14 protein-coding genes are annotated in these 20,502 nt (G+C 70.2%); 3 read left to right on the top strand and 11 right to left on the bottom strand.

What is annotated here, in order from left to right; genetic code table 11:
• Together ACZ4O3_RS28770 and ACZ4O3_RS28775 are read left to right on the top strand one after the other, a co-directional pair.
• On the top strand, positions 1-3,097 hold a 3,097-nt coding region (locus ACZ4O3_RS28770), incomplete at its 5' end, for a HAMP domain-containing protein (RefSeq protein WP_467724979.1).
• A complete protein-coding gene (locus ACZ4O3_RS28775; protein WP_467724981.1) occupies positions 3,094-3,690 on the top strand; it encodes a response regulator in 597 nt (198 codons plus the stop codon). The genes ACZ4O3_RS28770 and ACZ4O3_RS28775, both read left to right, overlap by 4 nt.
• Positions 3,691-3,701: 11 nt before the next feature.
• On the opposite strand, the gene ACZ4O3_RS28780 is transcribed toward ACZ4O3_RS28775, so the two are convergent.
• The gene (locus ACZ4O3_RS28780; RefSeq protein ID WP_362716357.1) at positions 3,702-5,576 is read right to left on the bottom strand and encodes an AMP-dependent synthetase/ligase; all 1,875 of its coding nucleotides are present in this window, start codon (positions 5,574-5,576) and stop codon (positions 3,702-3,704) included.
• Positions 5,577-5,850: 274 nt separating this feature from the next.
• Complete coding sequence (lepA, locus tag ACZ4O3_RS28785; RefSeq protein WP_385002917.1) at positions 5,851-7,725, bottom strand: translation elongation factor 4; 1,875 nt, start codon at positions 7,723-7,725, stop codon at positions 5,851-5,853.
• Between the two features lie 221 nt (positions 7,726-7,946).
• Here lepA and rpsT point away from each other — a divergent pair, with 221 nt between their 5' ends.
• Entirely contained in the window at positions 7,947-8,213 is a 267-nt protein-coding gene (gene rpsT, locus ACZ4O3_RS28790; protein ID WP_133041041.1) for a 30S ribosomal protein S20, read from the top strand.
• A 202-nt stretch (positions 8,214-8,415) separates the two neighbouring features.
• Here the strand turns inward: rpsT and holA are convergent, their stop codons facing one another.
• The 9 genes from holA to leuS form a co-directional block, all read right to left on the bottom strand.
• Positions 8,416-9,405, bottom strand: a complete 990-nt coding sequence (holA, locus tag ACZ4O3_RS28795) for a DNA polymerase III subunit delta (RefSeq protein ID WP_385002921.1) — start codon at positions 9,403-9,405, stop codon at positions 8,416-8,418.
• Between the two features lie 47 nt (positions 9,406-9,452).
• Positions 9,453-9,698 carry a hypothetical protein gene (locus ACZ4O3_RS28800; RefSeq protein WP_362716367.1) on the bottom strand — a complete coding sequence of 82 codons (246 nt, stop codon included), beginning with the start codon at positions 9,696-9,698 and terminating at the stop codon, positions 9,453-9,455.
• 61 nt (positions 9,699-9,759) lie between these two features.
• Positions 9,760-10,641 (bottom strand): YceI family protein, encoded by an 882-nt coding sequence (locus ACZ4O3_RS28805; RefSeq protein ID WP_362716370.1) that lies wholly within the window; start codon positions 10,639-10,641, stop codon positions 9,760-9,762.
• Between the two features lie 174 nt (positions 10,642-10,815).
• The gene (locus ACZ4O3_RS28810) at positions 10,816-11,670 is read right to left on the bottom strand and encodes an arylamine N-acetyltransferase family protein (RefSeq protein WP_467724983.1); all 855 of its coding nucleotides are present in this window, start codon (positions 11,668-11,670) and stop codon (positions 10,816-10,818) included.
• A gap of 4 nt (positions 11,671-11,674) precedes the next feature.
• Positions 11,675-14,398 (bottom strand): ComEC/Rec2 family competence protein, encoded by a 2,724-nt coding sequence (locus ACZ4O3_RS28815; protein WP_467724985.1) that lies wholly within the window; start codon positions 14,396-14,398, stop codon positions 11,675-11,677.
• Entirely contained in the window at positions 14,395-15,495 is a 1,101-nt protein-coding gene (locus ACZ4O3_RS28820; protein ID WP_362720822.1) for a ComEA family DNA-binding protein, read from the bottom strand. The genes ACZ4O3_RS28815 and ACZ4O3_RS28820 overlap by 4 nt, the downstream gene beginning before the upstream one ends.
• Before the next feature lie 131 nt (positions 15,496-15,626).
• Positions 15,627-16,472, bottom strand: a complete 846-nt coding sequence (locus ACZ4O3_RS28825; RefSeq protein WP_467724986.1) for a DegV family protein — start codon at positions 16,470-16,472, stop codon at positions 15,627-15,629.
• 72 nt (positions 16,473-16,544) lie between these two features.
• A complete protein-coding gene (locus ACZ4O3_RS28830; RefSeq protein ID WP_467724988.1) occupies positions 16,545-17,273 on the bottom strand; it encodes a hypothetical protein in 729 nt (242 codons plus the stop codon).
• Between the two features lie 152 nt (positions 17,274-17,425).
• Complete coding sequence (gene leuS / locus ACZ4O3_RS28835) at positions 17,426-20,305, bottom strand: leucine--tRNA ligase (protein ID WP_467724990.1); 2,880 nt, start codon at positions 20,303-20,305, stop codon at positions 17,426-17,428.
• Between the last annotated feature and the right edge of the window lie 197 nt (positions 20,306-20,502).

Here is a 20,502-nt window from a genome sequence, read left to right on the forward strand (position 1 = left end):
GACGATCAACACGATGGTCGACCAGCTCTCCGCGTTCGCCGACGAAGTCACCCGGGTGGCCCGGGAAGTCGGCACCGAAGGAAACCTCGGCGGCCGGGCGCAGGTCAGAGGCGTGTCCGGAGTCTGGAAGGACCTCACCGACAACGTCAACTTCATGGCCGACAACCTGACGTCCCAGGTCCGCAACATCGCTCTTGTCTCCACGGCCGTCGCCCAGGGCGATCTCGGCAAGAAAATCACCGTGGAGGCGAAGGGCGAGATCCTCGAACTGAAATCGACGATCAACACGATGGTCGACCAGCTCTCCGCGTTCGCCGACGAAGTCACCCGGGTGGCCCGGGAAGTCGGCACCGAAGGAAACCTCGGCGGCCAGGCCCAGGTCAGAGGCGTGTCCGGAGTCTGGAAGGACCTCACCGACAACGTCAACTTCATGGCGCTGAACCTGACGTCCCAGGTCCGCAACATCGCCCAGGTGACGACGGCCGTCGCCAACGGCGACCTCTCGAAGAAAATCACCGTCGACGCACGCGGCGAGATCCTCGAACTGAAGGACACCGTCAACACGATGGTGGAGCAGCTGCGGGCCTTCGCCGACGAGGTGACCCGCGTGGCCCGCGAGGTCGGCACCGACGGCCGGCTGGGCGGGCGCGCCCAGGTGCTCGGCGTCTCCGGCGTCTGGCGGGACCTGACCGACAACGTCAACTACATGGCCGACAACCTCACCTCACAGGTGCGCAACATCGCCCAGGTGGCGACGGCCGTGGCACAGGGCGACCTGTCGAAGAAGATCGACGTGGACGCGCGCGGCGAGATCCTCGAACTGAAGACGACGATCAACACGATGGTCGACACCCTGTCGTCGTTCTCGTCCGAGGTGACCCGTGTGGCCCGCGAGGTGGGCTCCGAGGGCCAACTGGGCGGTCAGGCGCGCGTGGAGGGCGTGTACGGCACCTGGAAGCGTCTGACGACCAACGTCAACGAACTCGCCCTCAACCTCACCACCCAGGTCCGCGCGATCGCCGAGGTCGCCTCGGCGGTGGCCCAGGGCGACATGTCCCGGTCGATCACGGTGGAGACGCAGGGCGAGGTCGCCGAACTGAAGGACAACATCAACCTGATGGTGGCCAACCTGCGCGAGACGACCCGCGCGAAGGACTGGCTGGAGTCCAACCTGGCCCGGCTCGCCGCGCTGATGCAGGGACACCGGGACCTGATGGAGGTCGCCGACCTGATCCTGCGCGAGCTGACACCGCTGGTGAACGCCCAGTACGGCGCGTTCTTCCTGGCCGACCCGGACGAGGACGGCGCCGCCGTGCGGACGGCCGTACCGGCCAAGGGCCTGGCGTTCATCGCCGGCTACGGCTCGGCACAGGGCGCGATCGTCGAGACGGGCGGCCTGCCGGTGCACGGACTGGTCCGTCAGGCGGCCCACGAGAAGACACGGATCCTCGTCGAGGAGGCGCCGCCGGACTACATCAAGATCAACAGTGGGCTCGGGGAAGCGTCGCCGACGACGATCGTCATCATCCCGATCCTCTTCGAGGACAAACTCCTCGGCGTGATCGAACTGGCCTCCTTCTCCCGTTTCTCCGACGTCCACCTCGCCTTCTTCGACCAGTTCGTCAACACCATCGGCGTCGCCATCAACACGATCATCGCCAACTCCCGTACGGAATCCCTGCTCGGCGAGTCGCAACGCCTGGCGATGCAACTCCAGGAACGCTCGGACGAACTCCAGAAACAACAGGCGGAACTGCAGCGCTCGAACGCGGAACTGGAGGAGAAGGCCGCCCTGCTGGCGACGTCCTCCCAGTACAAGTCGGAGTTCCTGGCGAACATGTCCCACGAACTGCGCACCCCGCTGAATTCGCTGTTGATCCTGGCCCGGCTGCTGTCCGACAACCCGGACGGCCGTCTGTCCGACCAGGAGGTCCAGTTCGCGACGACGATCCACCGCTCCGGCTCCGACCTCCTCCAGCTCATCAACGACATCCTGGACCTGTCGAAGATCGAGGCGGGCCGGATGGACGTACGCCCCAAACGCCTGCCGCTGATCAAACTCCTCGACTACGTCCACGCCACCTTCCGTCCGCTGACCCTGGACCGGGGCCTGGCCTTCGAGGTGACGGTCGGCGACGACGTACCGCGCGAGATGCACTCCGACGAACAGCGCCTCCAGCAGATCCTGCGCAACCTGCTCTCCAACGCGATCAAGTTCACCGCCAAGGGGCGGGTGGAACTACGCGTCGCCCGGGTGAAGGACCCCGACCAGCACTACGTCCACGGCAGCGACGAGGTGATCGCCTTCGAGGTGACGGACACCGGCATCGGGATCGCCGCCGAGAAGATCCCGGTGATCTTCGAGGCGTTCCAGCAGGCCGACGGCACCACGAACCGCAAGTACGGCGGCACCGGCCTCGGCCTGTCCATCAGCCGCGAGATCGCCGGCCTTCTCGGCGGCCGTATCGTCGCGGCCAGCGAACAGGGCAAGGGCTCGACGTTCACGCTGTACGTCCCGGTCGTCAGCCCCGGCCACACGGCGGCGGGCCCCACCACCGAGGACCGCACCCTGCCGGCCCCCGACCCCGCCAGGCCCGGCACCCCCGACACTGACGACTCCTGGCCGGCCCCGGCCAAACTGGAGGCCTGGCAGTCCGGCCGCGCCGGTCAGATCCTGCCCGGCCGCCGCGTCCTGATCATCGACGACGACATCCGCAACGTGTTCGCGCTCACCCACGTCCTGGGCCGCGTCGGCATGCCCGTGCTGTATGCGGAGAACGGCCGGGAGGGTATCGAGACCCTTGAGCGCAACGCGGACGTCGAACTGGTCCTGATGGACATCATGATGCCGGAGATGGACGGATACGAGACCATCGCCGCCATCCGCCGCGCCCCCCGCTGGACCGGCCTGCCGATCGTCGCGCTGACGGCGAAGGCGATGCCCGGCGACCGGGAGAAGTCCATCGCGCGCGGCGCCAACGACTACGTACCCAAACCCGTCGACATCGACCGGCTGCTCACCGTCGTCTGCGCGCTTCTGGACCCCGAGAGCGCGGAAGGCGACGAAACCGCCGACAAGGAACGGACGGGGCGATGATCACTGACGAACGGGCCGGCATCCTCCTGGTCGACGACATGGAGGACAACCTGATCGCGCTGGAGGCCGTGCTGGGATCACTGAACGAGCCGATAGTGCGGGCGCGTTCCGGCGAGGAGGCGATGAAGGCCCTGCTGCGACGCCGTTTCGCCGTGGTCCTCCTCGACATCCGCATGCCGGGCATGGACGGCTTCGAGACGGCCGCGAACATCAAACGCCTCGACCAGACCAAGGACGTCCCGATCATCTTCCTGACGGGAGCGGAGGAGGACGCCGGATACGCCTTCCGCGGCTACGCGACGGGCGCGGCGGACTATCCGACCAAGCCCTTCGACCCGTGGGTGCTGCGGGCGAAGGTCAACGTGTTCTTGGAGCTGCACAGGAAGAACCAGCAGTTGCAGGCACTGTTGACGCGGGAACAGGCGGATTTCGGCGAGTTGAGCAAACGCCTGGAGGTCCTGGAGGACCACTTGTCGGGAGACGGCCCGCTGGACACGCCGGCGCTGCGGGCCGAAGTCGCTGAGCTGCGCCAGTTGATACGGCCGCAGGGGCGCGGGGAACTGCGCGACCAGCCCCCGCGCGCCGGCACCTGACGCCGAGACCCCTACGCCTCGCGCGTCCCCGCGTACATCTCGTCGATGAGGTGCTTGTAGCCGCGCTCGACGACCGGCCTCTTCACCTTCAGGCTCGGCGTGATCTCCCCGTGCTCCACGTCGAGGTCCCGGGGCAGCAGCCGGAACTTCTTGATGGTCTGCCAGCGCTGCAGCCCCTCGTTGAGCTGCTTGACGTAGCCGTCGACCATCTCGACGGTCGCCGGCGCGGCCACCACCTCCGCGTAGGACTTGCCGTCCAGGCCGTTCTCCTTGGCCCATTCCAGGATCGCGACCTCGTCAAGGGCGATCAGGGCCGTGCAGAAGTTCCGGTCGGCGCCGTGCACGAGGATGTTGGAGACGTACGGGCAGACCGCCTTGAACTGTCCCTCGACCTCCGCGGGCGCGATGTACTTGCCGCCTGACGTCTTGATGAGGTCCTTCTTGCGGTCGGTGATCCGCAGATAACCGTCGGGGGACAGCTCACCGATGTCACCGGTGTGGAACCAGCCGTCGGCCTCCAGGACCTCCACCGTCTTCTCCGGCAGCCCGTGGTAGCCCTGCATGATGCCGGGACCGCGGAGCAGGATCTCCCCGTCGTCGGCGATCCGTACCTCGCAGCCGGGCAGCGGCTTGCCGACCGTACCGGTGCGGTAGGCCTCGCCGGGGTTCACGAAGGACGCGGCGGAGGACTCCGTCAGACCGTAGCCCTCGAGAATGTGCACCCCGGCGCCGGCGAAGAAGTAGCCGATCTCGGGTGCCAGTGCGGCGGACCCGGAGACACAGGCACGCAGCCGCCCGCCGAAGGCCTCCCGCAGCTTGGAGTAGACGAGCCCGTCGGCGACCCTGTGCTTGGCGGTGAGCCCGAAGGGCGCGGTGGCGGAACCGGTGCGGCGGAAGTTGTCCTGGGTGGCCTTGGCGTACTCGCGGGCCACCTCGGCCGCCCACTGGAAGATCTTGAACTTGGCCGCGCCGCCGGCACGGGCCTTCGCCGCGACACCGTTGTAGACCTTCTCGAAGATGCGCGGCACGGCGGCCATGTACGTCGGCTGCACGATCGGAAGGTTCTCGATGATCTTGTCGACGCGGCCGTCGACGGCGGTGACGTGACCGACCTCGATCTGCCCTGAGGTGAGCACCTTGCCGAAGACATGGGCGAGCGGCAGCCAGAGGTACTGCACGTCGTCGGCGCCGACCAGCCCGGTCGCGGCGATCGCCTTCGCCATGTACGACCAGTTGTCCTGCGGCAGCCGTACGCCCTTGGGGCGGCCGGTGGTGCCCGAGGTGTAGATGAGCGTGGCGAGCTGGTCCCTGGTGATCGCGCCGACCCGTTCCTTGATCAGCTCGGGGTGCTTCTCGAGGTACTTGGCACCGCGCTCCTCCAGCTCGGCGAGGGTGAGAACCCAGTCGCCCGTCTCCACGCCGGCCGGGTCGATGACGACCACCTTGGTGAGTTCGGGCAGCTCGGCGCGCTTCTCGCCGGCCTTGGCGACCTGTGCCGCGTCCTCCGCGATCAGCACCCGGCTGCCGGAGTCGGACAGGATGAACGCCGACTCCTCGGCGTTGGTCTGCGGGTAGACGGTCGTGGTGGCCGCGCCCGCGCACAGGATGCCGAGGTCGGCGAGGATCCACTCGACGCGGGTGGAAGAGGCGAGGGCGACCCGCTGCTCGGGCTGGATGCCGAGTTCGATGAGGCCGGCCGCGATCGCGTAGACACGCTCGGCCGCCTGGGCCCAGCTCAGCGACTTCCAGTCGTCCGGGCCCTGACCGGAGGCTGCCGGCACCGGGTACCGGTAGGCCTCGGCGTCCGGTGTGGCCGCCACACGCTCCAGGAAGAGGGCCGCCACAGACGGCGGACGGTTCTCGATCAGTGTCTGCGTGTCGCTCACGACATCCTCCGGGGGGCCCGCGACGGTGCGGCTGGCTCAGTGCGGCTGGGTTCACTCACGGTGCGGTTCGCGCTACTTGTTTAACTCGCGAGTAACTATGGAGCAGGGATCAGAGTAAGCCGCGAGCGGCCCGTACGTAAGGGGCACCGGCCTGTCTGTTTCCCTGCATGTTCCACGCAGAGCGACGCTACGCACGCGTAGGGGTCCGCCGCACTTTCGTACGGCGGACCCCTGTTGTACCCGTTTTGCGGCCGCGGCCGATTGTTACCGGTGGTTACTTCTTGCTCTTGGCCGATCCCGCGCTGTCATCACTGCTCAGGACGGCGATGAAGGCCTCCTGCGGAACCTCCACGGAACCCACCATCTTCATCCGCTTCTTGCCTTCCTTCTGCTTCTCCAGCAGCTTGCGCTTGCGGGAGATGTCGCCGCCGTAGCACTTGGCGAGGACGTCCTTGCGGATGGCGCGGATGGTCTCGCGGGCGATCACCCGGGAGCCAATGGCCGCCTGGATGGGGACCTCGAAAGCCTGCCTGGGGATGAGCTCGCGCAGCTTGGCGACGAGCCGGACCCCGTACGCGTACGCCGCGTCCTTGTGCGTGATCGCCGAGAAGGCGTCCACCTTGTCGCCGTGCAGCAGGATGTCGACCTTGACCAGGCTGGACGTCTGCTCGCCGGTGGGCTCGTAGTCCAGCGACGCGTAACCGCGCGTCTTCGACTTCAGCTGGTCGAAGAAATCGAAGACGATCTCCGCGAGCGGCAGCGTGTACCGGATCTCGACACGGTCCTCGGACAGGTAGTCCATCCCGAGCAGGGTGCCGCGCCGGGTCTGGCACAGCTCCATGATCGAGCCGATGAACTCGCTGGGCGCCAAAATGGTGGCGCGCACGACCGGCTCGTACACCTCGCCGATCTTCCCCTCGGGGAACTCGCTCGGATTGGTGACCGTGTGCTCGCTGCCGTCCTCCATGACGACGCGGTAGACCACGTTCGGGGCGGTCGCGATCAGGTCGAGCCCGAACTCGCGCTCCAGTCGCTCCCGGATCACGTCCAGGTGCAGCAGGCCGAGGAAACCGACGCGGAAGCCGAAGCCGAGGGCAGCGGAGGTCTCCGGCTCGTAGACGAGCGCGGCATCGTTGAGCTGCAGCTTGTCGAGGGCCTCACGCAGCTCCGGGTAGTCGGAGCCGTCCAGCGGATACAGACCGGAGAAGACCATCGGCTTCGGGTCCTTGTAGCCGCCGAGGGCCTCCGTGGCTCCCTTTTGCTGGCTGGTGACGGTGTCACCGACCTTGGACTGCCGGACGTCCTTCACACCGGTGATCAGGTAGCCCACCTCGCCGACGCCGAGGCCGTCGGCCCCCAGCATCTCGGGCGAGTTCGTACCGATCTCCAGCAGTTCGTGGGTGGCGCCGGTCGACATCATCTTGATGCGCTCGCGCTTGTTGAGCTGGCCGTCGATGACACGGACGTAGGTGACGACACCGCGGTAGGAGTCGTAGACCGAGTCGAAGATCATCGCGCGGGCGGGCGCGTCGGCGACGCCGACCGGAGCCGGGATCTCCTTGACGACCTTGTTCAGCAGGGCGTCGACGCCGAGGCCGGTCTTGGCGGAGACCCGCAGCACGTCGTCCGGCTCGCAGCCGACCAGGTTCGCCAGTTCCTCGGCGAACTTCTCCGGCTGTGCCGCCGGCAGGTCGATCTTGTTGAGCACGGGAATGATCGTGAGGTCGTTCTCCATCGCCAGGTAGAGGTTGGCAAGGGTCTGCGCCTCGATGCCCTGGGCGGCGTCGACGAGGAGGACGGTCCCCTCGCAGGCCGCCAGCGACCGCGAGACCTCATAGGTGAAGTCGACGTGCCCCGGGGTGTCGATCATGTTGAGGATGTGCGTGCTGCCCTGGTCGGGGCCCTCGGTCGGGGCCCAGGGCAGACGCACCGCCTGGGACTTGATCGTGATGCCGCGCTCGCGCTCGATGTCCATCCGGTCGAGGTACTGAGCACGCATCTGCCGCTGCTCGACCACACCGGTCAGCTGGAGCATCCGGTCGGCGAGCGTGGACTTGCCGTGGTCGATGTGCGCGATGATGCAGAAATTGCGGATCAGAGCCGGGTCGGTACGGCTCGGCTCGGGCACATTCTTAGGGGTCGCGGGCACGCAGGGTCCTGTCTCTTGAGGCGCCTTATGCCTCGGGTCGGATCGATACGTAGCCTCCATGGTCCCATGACGGGGGACCGGGGACCGGTTTGGGCGGTTCCCCGCCCCGCTGCTAGTGTGGGCAGCTGTGTCTCATGCCCTCTCAGCACGAGGCACGTCTTCGAGAAATCACCGGTACGGGATCTGCACGGTCCCGCACCAGAACCTGAAAAGGCTCTTTCGTGGCGAACATCAAGTCCCAGATCAAGCGGATCAAGACCAACGAGAAGGCTCGGCTGCGCAACAAGGCCGTCAAGTCCTCCCTGAAGACCGCGATCCGCAAGGCCCGTGAGGCCGCTGCCGCGGGTGACGTCGAGAAGGCCACCGAGTACCAGCGCGCTGCCGCGCGTCAGCTCGACAAGGCCGTCTCCAAGGGCGTCATCCACAAGAACCAGGCCGCCAACAAGAAGTCGGCGCTCGCTTCCAAGGTCGCGTCCCTCCAGGGCTGACACTTGATACGACGCCGGAAGGACCCGGGCGGGCCCTCTCTCATCCGCCCCCGACCGGCCCCCAGAGCCTGTTCGCGGCCTGCGTTCGCCACGCGGGAACGGGCTCGAAAAGCTTGAACCGATGCCCCGGCATTCCGCCCTTCCCCAGGGCGGACGCCGGGGCTTCCGGCATTTCCGAGCCTCCTGCGGCAGGCCCGGTCCGTTATCCCCGGCCTCGCGACCGCGCCGCCCGCGCGATGGTCACCACGGCCTTCTCCAGGGCGTACTCGGGATCGTCCCCGCCGCCCTTGACGCCCGCATCGGCCTCGGCGACGGCCCGCAGCGCCACCGCCACCCCGTCGGGTGTCCAGCCCCGCATCTGCTGCCGTACCCGGTCGATCTTCCACGGCGGCATACCGAGCTCCCGCGCGAGATCGGCGGGCCGCCCGCCCCGCGCACCCGAGAGCTTCCCGATCGCCCGCACCCCCTGCGCGAGCGCACTCGTGATCAGCACCGGGGCGACCCCGGTCGCCAGCGACCAGCGCAACGCCTCCAGCGCCTCAGCCGTGCGCCCCTCAACGGCCCGGTCGGCGACGGTGAAGCTCGACGCCTCGGCCCGTCCGGTGTAGTACCGCCCGACGACGGCCTCGTCGATGGTGCCCTCGACGTCGGCGGCGAGCTGGGTCACGGCGGAGGCCAGCTCCCGCAGATCGCTGCCGATGGCGTCGACGAGCGCCTGGCAGGCCTCGGGCGTGGCGGAGCGTCCCAGCGCGCGGAACTCGCTCCGGGTGAACGCGAGCCGGTCCGCCGGCTTGGTCATCTTCGGGCAGGCGACCTCCCGCGCCCCGGCCTTGCGTGCCGCGTCCAGCAGCCCCTTGCCCTTGGCCCCGCCCGCGTGCAGCAGCACCAGCGTGATCTCCTCGGCGGGCGCCCCGAGGTATGCCTTCACGTCCTTGACCGTGTCGGCGGACAGGTCCTGCGCGTTGCGTACGACGACGACCTTGCGCTCCGCGAAGAGCGACGGGCTGGTCAGCTCCGCGAGCGTGCCGGGCTGCAACTGGTCCGGGGTCAGGTCCCGTACGTCCGTGTCGGCGTCGGAGGCCCGGGCAGCGGCCACCACCTGCTGCACGGCACGGTCGAGCAGCAGCTCCTCCTGCCCCACGGCGAGCGTCAACGGGGCGAGCGGATCGTCATCAGCAGTCTTCTTTGCCATCTCGCCCAGCATCCCACGGCCCACTGACAACGGGCCGCGCGTACCCACTACGGCTCCTCCCGCCACCCCTCCCACTCGCCGGCGAACTCGTCCAGCTGCGCCGGGTCCAGTCGCCCCTCGGCATCCCTCAGCAGCACCAGCCACTGGGCGTCCTCGGCGTCGTCCTCCCCCGCCAGCGCGTCCCGCACCAGCCGCGGCTCCTCACGGATGCCGAAGCGCTCCCCGAGCGCCTCGGCGGCTTCCTCCGCGGCATCACGGTCCGGCAGCACCAGCACATGTCTCACATCGCTCACGGCACCATTCTCGGCTACCGCCGCAGGCCGCAACGAGCAGGACGGAGCAGGAGCGGGCGGCTCAGCCCTTGGGTACGATCTGCACGTCGAGGTCGACGCGGATGCTCGGTCCGACCACCGCGATCCCGCGCGCCAGCATCGTCTGCCAGCTCACGGTGAAGTCGTCCCGGTGCAGTTCGGTCGTGGCCCGGCAGGCCGCCCGCACCTCGCCCTCCATGCCGTTGCCGAGCCCGAGGTACTCCGTGTCGAGGGTGACCGTCCGGGTCACGCCGTGCAGAGACAGCGCTCCGGTGACGCCCCACCTGGTCCCGCCCCGGTGCGCGAACCGGTCGCCGTAGAACTCCAGCGTCGGAAACCGCACCACGTCCAGGAAATCCACCGAGCGCAGGTGGTCGTCCCGCATCCGCACGCCGGTGTCGATGGTCGCGGCGTCGATCACGACGTGCAGGGCGGACCGCTCCACCGGGTCGGTGATCCGCACCGCGCCCGCGAACGAGTTGAACCGCCCGTGGATCCGTGCCAGTCCGATGTGCCGGGCAGTGAAGGCGATGGAGGAATGTGTCGGTTCGATCTCCCACTCCCCCGGCGCCGGCAGCTCCGGCGGCCGGGCGACCTGGAGGGTGATGTCACCGAGCGAGGCGAGGCTGTTCTCGCCGACCTGCGCGGTGGCCCGGTACGGCCTGAATCCCTCGGCGGACACCGCGAGCCGGTACTCCCCGGCCGGCACGGCGGTCACGAACGACCCGTAGGGATCCACACCCCCGCTCACCACCGTGCGCCCCAGGGTGTCACTGACCGTGAACTCGGCTTTTGTCACCGGCTCGTTGACCGGGTCGAGCACCCGGCAGCTCAGCACGCCGGCGTCGGGTGGAGTCTGCACTGCCGCGAGGGGGCTCGTCCGCTGCACCCGGTTCGTCCGGTTTCCCCTCAAGCCGCCGAACATCAACGCCACCCCTGTACGCTCCGCCACCATCAGTTACCGAAGAAACATTCGATCACTGATGCGGCTTTCGGTGCAACACCGGACCACATCACGGGAATCCGGCGCATCTGCCGGAACTACCCATGAGCAGCCTGTTACGAGCCGGTAGTGACGTGTTCTCCTCAGGTGTCCGAATTAGCCATTGCGGTCGGCGTTCCGTGGATCTCGCACGGCGGGCACCCGGTCCAGCTCGATCCCGAACCGCTCCCGGTAGACCCGCAGCACCTCCTCGTCGCCCTCCAACTCCCGTACCTCACGGGCCCCGTCAGCCGCCGTCACCGTCAGCGTCCGGCCGCCGAGCGTGATCCGCCCACCGTCCTCGGTGACCCGGGAACACACCAGCGACTGCGTGAAGTGGGACGACGGCGAGGTGCTGTGCCACCACGCCCCGGCCGTGAAGTCCCCGAGAACCCGTGGCCGGACCTCCAGCCGGTACTGCGGCTTCCCGTCCCGCAGCACGTCCAGGTCCCCGGCCGGCGCACCCGGTTGTCCCCCGGCCCCGGCCGCGTCCGGCGCGGCCCCGGTGATCAGGAACCTGCCGCCCGGATCCTCCTGCTCACCCCGTTCCGCGAATGCCAGCGGGTAGTGACTGTGCGCCCCGAATCCGACATCGGCGAGCCACTCGCCGCCGTCCACCGCCCTGACGCGCAACGCGAGATGGTCGTAGGGGATGCCGAGCCGCCCCTCGTCGCCGTACACCCGGCCCGCCAGCAGTGCCACCTCGAAACCGAGCGCGGTCAGCAACACTGAGAAGGCGCCGTTGAGTTCGTAACAGAACCCGCCCCGGCCCGCGCCCGCCACCTTGTCCAGCAGCGGTTCCTCCGCCAGCACGATCTCCTCGCCCAGGTGGATGGACAGGTTCTCGAAGGGGATGGTCTGCAGATGTCTCAGATGCAGGTCACGCAGGGCCTCGGCGGTGGGCCGGGCGGGGCGGGCGGCCCCGAGCCGGTGGAGGTAGGCGTCGACCTGCCTGCGGTTCAGCGAGTTCATGCCCTCAGTCTCGCGCCACCGCCAGCTTCCCCGCCTCCCGCCCGGTACGGCCGCCGGTCACGGCGAGCGCCCCGTCCCGGTCGGTCCGCAGCACCACCGCGCCCGCGTCCCGGAGCCGCGTCACCGTGTCCGGCGCCGGATGGCCGTACGGGTTGTCCTCCCCGCACGAGATGAGCGCCACCCGGGGCGCCACCAGCCGCAGCAGCTGCGGATCCTGATACGCGGACCCGTGATGAGCCACCTTCAGGACATCCACCCGCCCAAGTTCGGCGGCCGCCGGTGATCTCAGCAGCTCCTGCTGGGCCGGGGGTTCGAGGTCTCCGAGCAGGAGCATCCGCAGCCCGGCCGAACGGACCAGCAGGGTGACACTGGCGTCATTCGGACCGTCGGGCAGCGGTGCCGGGTCGGGGGGTGGCCAGAGCACCTGCCAGTCCAGCCCACCGGTGCTGCGCCGCTCCCCGGCGACCGCGCGCGTGACGGGGATCCGGTGCTCGGCCGCCTCCCTGCGTACGAACTCGGCCTGCTCCGCCGGCTCCTCGAACCCGGTCGTCTCGATCTGCGCCACCGTCCGTCCGCGCAGCACCCCGGGCAGCCCGCCGACGTGATCGGCATGGAAGTGGGTCAGAAGGACCAGCGGGACACGGGTGATGCCGAGCTCACGCAGACAGCGATCGACCAGCGCCGGATCGGGCCCGGCGTCCACCACCACGCCCGTACCGGCGCCCGCCGCGAGCACCGTCGCGTCGCCCTGTCCGACGTCGCACATCGCGAGCCGCCAGCCGGGCGGTGGCCAGCCCGTGATCACCCGGGTCAGGGGAACCGGCCGTACCACCAACAGCACGAGCAACAGCCCGAACGCACCGCACCACCACGGATGCCGCAGCAACCGCCGTCCCAGCGGTACGACGACCACCGTGGCCCCGGCCAGCAGCAGCGCCCCCGTCCAGCTCCCCGGCCAGTCCACGCCCGCACCCGGCAACGCGGCCCCGGTCCGGGCGATCCCCGCGATCCACCCGGCGGGCCAACCAGCGCACCACGCCAGCGCCTTGGCCAAGGGCATCGCCACCGGGGCCGCCACCAGCGCCCCGAACCCCAGCACCGTGGCCGGCGCGACCGCGATCTCGGCCAGCAGATTGCACGGTACCGCCACCAGACTCACCCGCGCCGACAGCACCACGACCACCGGCGCACACACCGCCTGCGCGGCGGCAGCCGCACCCAGTCCCTCGGCCAGCCGCTTCGGCACCCCGCGCCGCCGCAGCGCCTCGCTCCAGCCGGGCGCCAGTACCAGCAGCGCGCCGGTGGCCAGGACGGACAGCAGGAATCCGTAACTGCGGGCCAGCCACGGGTCGTACAGCACCAGCAGCAGAACCGCCGTCGCCAGCGCCGGGATCAGGGACCTGCGGCGGCCGGTCGCCAGGGCGAGCAGGGCGACGGCTCCGCAGACCGCGGCCCGCAGCACGCTGGGGTCCGGGCGGCACACCACCACGAATCCGAGGGTGAGTGCCGACGCGGACAGCGCGGTGGATCGCAACGACAGCCCCAGTCGTGGGGCCAGGCCGCGCCGCTCCACCCGCTGGGCCAGTCCCGGCGGACCGATGAGCAGGGCGAGCAGGATGGTGAGGTTGCTGCCCGAGACCGCGAGGGTGTGCGCGAGATCGGTCTCCTCGAAGGCCTCGTCCAGTTCGGGCGTGATCCGCGAGGTGTCCCCGACGACCAGTCCGGGCAAGAGTGCCCGCGGGTCTTCGGGCAGCCCGTCGGTCGCCTCCCGCAGTCCGGCCCGCAACCGCCCGGCCAGCTGCTGCGGTCCGCTGGGCTCGCCCACCACCACCGGCGCGGGGTGTTCCCGCACCCGCAGCATCGCCGCGGTACGGTCCCCTCCGGCCGTCGCCGGTGCCAGGCGCCCGCTCACCCGCAGCCGCGTGGAGGGCAGCAGGCCGAGCCACTGCGCGCGGCCACCGCCACCGGGCGCCCGCACCCCGGGGTCGACAGCCATCAGCACCGGTGACCGCGTCGTCACCGCCGTCCCATCCGCGCTCTCCACCCGCCGTACCTCCCCGCGCACCAGCACGGCGACCGGAGTGGCGTGGTCCCCTCGCACACGCGGCCTGCTGACCCACGGGTCGCCCGTGAGCTCCACCTCCGCGGTCACGGTCGCGTAGGCCCGGGCCAGCTCGGGCACCGGCCCCCGGCGCACATCCGCCCCGTGCAGGCCCGCGGAGGCGGCGGCCCCGGCGACACAGAGGAGCACAGCACCGGCGGAGGCGTTCCGCCAGGTCGGCCGGAGGGTCGACGGGTTGCTGTTGCCGGACACCCGGCCGGGCCGGAGATCCGGAAGGTTACCGGCCGCCGAGCCGGACCCGAGGGCCCTCCGGTTACCGGCCACCCAGCCGGATCCGAGGCCGGGAGGGCTGCCGGTCAGGGTGCCGGGCCCTACAACCGAAGGGCTGCCGGTCACAGAGAGGGGCCGACGGCTCGCGCGGCTCCGCCACAGCAGGACGAGTCCGGCGACCAGGCTGGTGACGACGGTCCCGGCCGTCCACGCCGCCGGAGCGTCCAGGGTCAGCGCGGCCGTCGCCCAGGCGGCCAACGCGGGCGCCACCAGCCGCAGGTCCGCCGCCGAGTCCTGCCGGGGGTGCGCGATCCCGAGCCGCCTGCCCGAGCCGGCGTGCCCGGCCCGGCGCACGGTCCCGGACCCCGGCGGCGCTCCGTCGGTCACGGGGCTCATGGCCGTACCAGATCCCGCAGGTCGGAGAAGCGGCGGTCGCCGATGCCCTTCACCTCGCGGAGTTCGTCGACCGAGCGGAAACCGACGTGCTCGGTCCGGTAGTCGACGATGTGCTGGGCCAGCACCGGGCCGACGCCGGGCAGGGCGTCGAGCTGCTCCACGGTCGCCGTGTTCAGGGAGACCGGGGCGGACGGGCCCGTTCCCGTCGCAGCACCACCTGCCCATTGCCCCGGAGCGGCCGGCGGGGCGGGTCCCCCGACGACGATCTGTTCGCCGTCCACGAGGAATCGGGCACGGTTGAGTCCGCCGGTGTCCGTACCGGGCCGTACTCCGCCCGCCGCACGCAGCGCGTCGGTCACCCGGGACCCGGCTGGCAGGGAGTGAACCCCCGGCTCACGGACCTTCCCCGCGACGTCCACGACGACCTCGCCGCCGGGCCCCGCCGGGCCGCCGGGCGCGGCGACGGCAGTGGTGCCCGCGGCCGGAACCTTCTCCTCACTCTTCTCGTAAGGCGCCTCGCGCACCACCTCCGGCGCGCTCACCGACTCGGTCCGGCCCGTCCAGAAGTGGTGCACGGCCAGGGCCCCGGCCACGACGAGTACCACCCCGAGGGCGACCGCTCCCCGGCGCTCCAGCCCGCAGCGGGTCTGCAGCCACACCGGCATCCGCTCCCGCACGGCGACCCCGACCCGGGCTCGGAGCCCGGGGAGCGCGGGTCGGCGCAGGGCCGTGCTCTCGTCGGCGAGCGCGCGGGCCGAGGACATCACGGCCGCCGCCGTGGACAGTACGGCCGCGGCGGTTCGCACGCCGGACGCGGCCGCGCGCACCCCGGAGGTGGCGGCGGTCAGTCCGGCCGCGGCACCGGTACCGGTCACCGTCTCCGTGTGCGGGGGCCCGTGCCCCGGCTTCGGCCGGGTGACTCCCCGTTCGCCGAAGAGGAGCTGGGCCCGGTGGCGCAGTTCCTCCGCGGGAGCCGGGCGGCGCCGGGTACGGGCCCGGACCGCGGGCCGGCGGTTCCGGGTACGGCCGTCGGAGGTGGGGCCCCGGCCCGGGCCACTGGTCGCATGTGTCTCGCGTGAGCGTGATCGAAGTGCCATGCGACGAGAATGGCGGTAGCCGCCGATGCGCGATGATCTTGGCCAAGTTCCGTGGACAACTGGCCGGTTGTGGATAACTTCACCACCCGCACGAGTGAGAACCATGAGGCTTCCGCCCTCTGGCCCACAGGTCACCGCAAGGAGACGACCGCCCCGAGCAGCCCGGGTCCGGTGTGTGCGCCGATCACCGCACCGACCTCGCTCACGTGCAGCTCGGCCAGCCCCGGCACCCGCGCCCGCAGCCGGTCGGCGAGGGCCGAGGCCCGGTCGGGAGCGGCGAGATGGTGGACGGCGATGTCCACCTCGGCGCTGCCCGCCCGCTCGGCGGCGAGCTCCTCGAGACGGGCGATGGCCCGGGACGCCGTTCGCACCTTCTCCAGGAGTTCGATCCGGCCGCCGTCCAGCTGGAGCAGGGGCTTCACGGCGAGCGCGGAGCCCAGCAGCGCCTGGGCCGTGCCGATACGGCCGCCGCGGCGCAGATAGTCGAGGGTGTCGACGTAGAAGTACGCCGAGGTGCCGGCAGCGCGCTTCTCCGCAGCCATGACGGCCTCGTCGGCCGTGCCGCCCGCCTCGGCGGCCTCGGCCGCCGCGAGCGCGCAGAAACCGAGTGCCATCGCCACCATCCCGGTGTCCACCACCCGCACGGGGACGGGTGCCTCACGGGCCGCGACGACCGCCGCGTCATAGGTGCCCGACAGCTCGGCGGACAGGTGGAGCGAGACGATGCCGTCGGCACCGGACTCGGCGACCTTGCGGTACGTTTCGGCGAACACCTCGGGGCTGGGCCGGGATGTGGTGACGGAGCGCCGCTTCTGCAGCGCCTGGGCCAAGGAACGGGTCGAGATCTCGGTGCCCTCTTCGAGCGCCCGGTCGCCGAGGACCACGGTGAGGGGAACCGCGGTGATGCCGTGGCGCTCCATCGTCCGCGGCGGCAGGTAGGCCGTTGAATCGGTGACGATCGCGACATGGCGGGACATGAGCTGGAGGTTACCTGGCGTAGCCCAGGGGCGGCAGCCCGCCCCCGCTCGCCGTGACCGGGACCGGCCCTGTCAAGTGGTGCTCTCCGGCCGGGGCTTCTTCTGCCAGGGGTGGGCCGGACGCCGCCCCGACGGCGTGATCGCGGGCTGTGCCGGGTCTGCGGCAGGGGCGGACCGGGGCGCCTCGGGCCAGGTCTGGCGGTCGCCCTGGCCGGCGGCGGCCTCGGGCCACGGCGGGGTTCCGGGCGCGGCGGCGGGACGGGTCCAGTGCCGCAGGGCGTCCGCCTCGACACCGATCTGCTTGCTCAGGGTGTCCAGATCGTCGTCGGCGAACCGGTGGGCGCGGTCACGCACCGCCCACCGCAGCGCGTCCGCGGACTCGGTGATGCGTGTGGTGCGCCGGCGCAACTCGGGCAGCCGCGCGGCGAGCGTGGCCCGGTCCGGCTCGGTCTCCAGGCGCCTGAGGTCGCCGTCCAGTTCCTGGCCGTGCGTGCTGAGCCGCTGGAAGAGGCCGAGAGACTCCTTCAGCGACTCGTCGTCGGCGACGCCTGCGTCCAGCGCGTCCTGGGTGGCACGCATCGAGGTGCGCAGACTGAGCCGCAGCTGGGCGATCTCGGCCGCCGGGCCGATCTGGACCATGGACCTGGCGCGCAGCGTGTGGTCCTCGACCGTCCGCCGGGCCTGTGTGATCGTACGGTCCACACCGCGCTTGGCGGCGCCGACCGCCTTGAACGTGACGTAGGCCCCGCCCGCGACGAAAAGCAGGAAGAGCAAGGCGAATACGGCGATCACTGTTTCCACGGTGCTCCTCCTCGGCTCCCGGTCTCCCGACCACTTCCGAGCACGGCAGGGGCGGCCGCCCTCTTCAACGGTAAACGCAAAGGGCAGGCCCGGAGTTCCAGAAAAACCCCGAACCTGCCCGTAGGGGACCGCCCGGAGGCGGCCTGCGGCCGTTACGCCGTGACGATGTTCACCAGCTTCGGCGCCCGGACGATCACCTTGCGGATACCCACACCGTCCAGTGCCGCGACGACCTTCTCGTCGGCGAGCGCCACCTTCTCCAGTTCCTCCTCGGAGATGTCCGGCGCCACCTCCAGGCGAGCCTTGACCTTGCCCTTGATCTGCACGACGCAGGTCACGGTCTCGTCGACGACGTAGGCCGGGTCGGCGACCGGGAAGTCCCGGTGCACGACCGAGTCGGTGTGGCCCAGCTTGCGCCACAGCTCCTCGGCGATGTGGGGGGCCAGTGGAGCGATCATCAGCACCAGCGACTCGGCGACCGTACGAGGCACCGCGCCGCCCGCCTTGGTCAGGTGGTTGTTCAGCTCGGTGACCTTGGCGATGGCGGTGTTGAAACGCAGGCCCTCCAGGTCCTGGCGGACGCCGTCGATCGCCTTGTGCAGGGCGCGCAGCGTCTCCTCGCCGGCAGCGGCGTCGGTGACGGTGGCCTCGCCGGTCGCCTCGTCGACGATGACGCGCCACAGCCGCTGCAGCAGCCGGAACTGGCCGACCACCGCGCGCGTGTCCCACGGCCGGGAGACGTCCAGCGGGCCCATCGCCATCTCGTACAGGCGCAGTGTGTCGGCACCGTACTCGGCGCAGATCTCGTCCGGAGTCACCGCGTTCTTCAGGGACTTGCCCATCTTGCCCAGCAGCCGGGTGACCTTCTCACCCTGGTGGTAGTACTCGCCGCCCAGCTCCTCGACTTCGGCGGCGGGCACCGGGAAACCGCGGCCGTCGCGGTAGACGTAGGCCTGGATCATGCCCTGGTTGAACAGCTTGTGGAACGGCTCGACGGACGAGACGTGCCCCAGGTCGTACAGGACCTTCGACCAGAAACGTGCGTACAGCAGGTGCAGCACCGCGTGCTCGGCGCCGCCGACATACAGGTCGACGCCTCCGTGCGGCATGCCCTGGCGCGGGCCCATCCAGTACCGCTCGATCTCCGGGTCGACCAGCTGCTGGTCGTTGTGCGGGTCCAGGTAACGCAGCTCGTACCAGCAGGAACCCGCCCAGTTGGGCATGGTGTTGGTCTCACGGCGGTACTTCTTCGGCCCGTCGCCCAGATCCAGGGTGACGTTGACCCATTCCTCGTTGCGCGACAGCGGCGTCTCGGGCTGGGTGTCCGCGTCCTCCGGGTCGAACGTACGCGGCGAGTAGTCATCCACCTCCGGCAGTTCCAGCGGCAGCATCGACTCGGGCAGCGCGTGGGCGACGCCGTCCTCGTCGTAGACGATCGGGAAGGGCTCGCCCCAGTAGCGCTGACGGCTGAACAGCCAGTCACGCAGCCGGAAGTTGACGGTGCCCTCGCCGATGCCCTTGCGGGCCAGCCATTCGGTGATGCGGGCCTTGGCCTCGGCGACCGGCAGGCCGTCCAGCTTGATGCCGTCGTTGGAGGAATTGATGATCTTCGCGTCGTAGGAGCCGAAGGCGTCCTCCCACGTCGAGGTGTCGGTGCCGCGGCCGTCGGTCGGCTCGACGATGCAGACGATCGGCAGCTCGAAGGCGCGCGCGAACTCGAAGTCGCGCTGATCGCCGGCCGGCACGGCCATGATCGCGCCGGTGCCGTAGCCCATCAGCACGTAGTCGGCGATGAAGACCGGCACCTTGGCGCCGTTGACCGGGTTGGTGGCGTACGCGCCGGTGAAGACGCCCGTCTTGTCCTTGGCCTCGGCCTGCCGCTCAACATCGGACTTGGCGCCGGCCTGCGCGCGGTACGCGGACACGGCCTCGGCTGGCGTGGCGTGGCCGCCGGTCCACACGTCGTGGGTGCCCTCGGGCCAGGCCGCCGGGACGAACGTGTCGACCAGCGGGTGCTCGGGGGCCAGCACCATGTAGGTCGCGCCGAACAGGGTGTCGGGGCGCGTGGTGAAGACGGTGATCTTCTCACCGTCGATCGGGAAGTCGACACGGGCGCCCTCGCTGCGGCCGATCCAGTTGCGCTGCTGCAGCTTGATCGCCTCGGGCCAGTCCAGCGCCTCCAGGTCGTCCAGCAGACGGTCGGCGTAGGCGGTGATGCGCATGTTCCACTGGCGCAGCTTGGCCTTGAAGACGGGGAAGTTGCCGCGCTCGGAGCGTCCGTCGGCGGTGACCTCCTCGTTGGCCAGCACGGTGCCCAGGCCGGGGCACCAGTTGACCGGCGCGTCGGAGGCGTAGGCCAGCCGGAACTCACCCAGGACGTCGCCGCGCTCGGTCACGGTCAGTTCGTTCCACGCGCGCGTGTGGCCCGGTACGGCACGCTCACCGGACTCGAACTGGGCGATCAGTTCGGAGATCGGGCGGGCCTTGTTGGCCTCCTCGTCGTACCAGGAGTTGAAGATCTGCAGGAAGATCCACTGGGTCCACTTGTAGTAGTCCGGGTCGATCGTGGCGAACGACCGGCGCTTGTCGTGGCCCAGGCCCAGGCGGCGCAGCTGCGCCTTCATGTTCTCGATGTTGGACTCGGTGGAGACACGCGGGTGCGTGCCGGTCTGCACGGCGTACTGCTCGGCGGGCAGGCCGAAGGCGTCGAAGCCGAGTGTGTGCAGGACGTTGTGGCCGTTCATCCGCTGGAAGCGGGCGAAGACATCGGTGGCGATGTAGCCCAGGGGGTGGCCGACGTGCAGCCCCGCCCCGGACGGGTACGGGAACATGTCCATGATGAACTTCTTGGGCCTGGCGACCACCTCGGGATCGCCTGCCAGGTCGCCCTTGGGGTTGGGAGCGGCGTAGGTGCCGTCGGCGTCCCAGAAGTCCTGCCAGCGTGCCTCGATCTCGGCCGCCAGGGCGGCCGTGTAGCGGTGCGGCGCGGCCTCCGCCGACGTGGCGGCGGCAGCGGGGTTCGTCTCGCTCATGATCCTCAAAGCTCCATCGATCGTCTCTGCCTGCGGCTGTGACTTTCTAGAAACGAAAAATCCCCTCGCACAGGAGGGGACGCCGCGCCGATGCCGACCGGCCGTTTGGTCCGGCGGTCGGGACTGATCAGCGCGGCCCGCTAAGCAGAAGGCGTACGGCACGCATGGCGTCAGGGTACCGCAGCACTTGAGCAAGC

Source organism: Streptomyces sp. NPDC026515 (assembly GCF_055567595.1).

Bases quoted from the DNA above. Each gene is read 5' to 3' on its own strand.
- ACZ4O3_RS28775 (WP_467724981.1), top strand. From the start codon at position 3,094: ATGATCACTGACGAACGGGCCGGCATCCTCCTGGTCGACGACATGGAG.
- holA (WP_385002921.1), bottom strand. From the start codon at position 9,405: ATGGCAAAGAAGACTGCTGATGACGATCCGCTCGCCCCGTTGACGCTC.
- ACZ4O3_RS28805 (WP_362716370.1), bottom strand. From the start codon at position 10,641: ATGTTCGGCGGCTTGAGGGGAAACCGGACGAACCGGGTGCAGCGGACG.
- ACZ4O3_RS28810 (WP_467724983.1), bottom strand. From the start codon at position 11,670: ATGAACTCGCTGAACCGCAGGCAGGTCGACGCCTACCTCCACCGGCTC.
- ACZ4O3_RS28815 (WP_467724985.1), bottom strand. From the start codon at position 14,398: ATGAGCCCCGTGACCGACGGAGCGCCGCCGGGGTCCGGGACCGTGCGC.
- ACZ4O3_RS28820 (WP_362720822.1), bottom strand. From the start codon at position 15,495: ATGGCACTTCGATCACGCTCACGCGAGACACATGCGACCAGTGGCCCG.
- ACZ4O3_RS28825 (WP_467724986.1), bottom strand. From the start codon at position 16,472: ATGTCCCGCCATGTCGCGATCGTCACCGATTCAACGGCCTACCTGCCG.
- leuS (WP_467724990.1), bottom strand. From the start codon at position 20,305: ATGAGCGAGACGAACCCCGCTGCCGCCGCCACGTCGGCGGAGGCCGCG.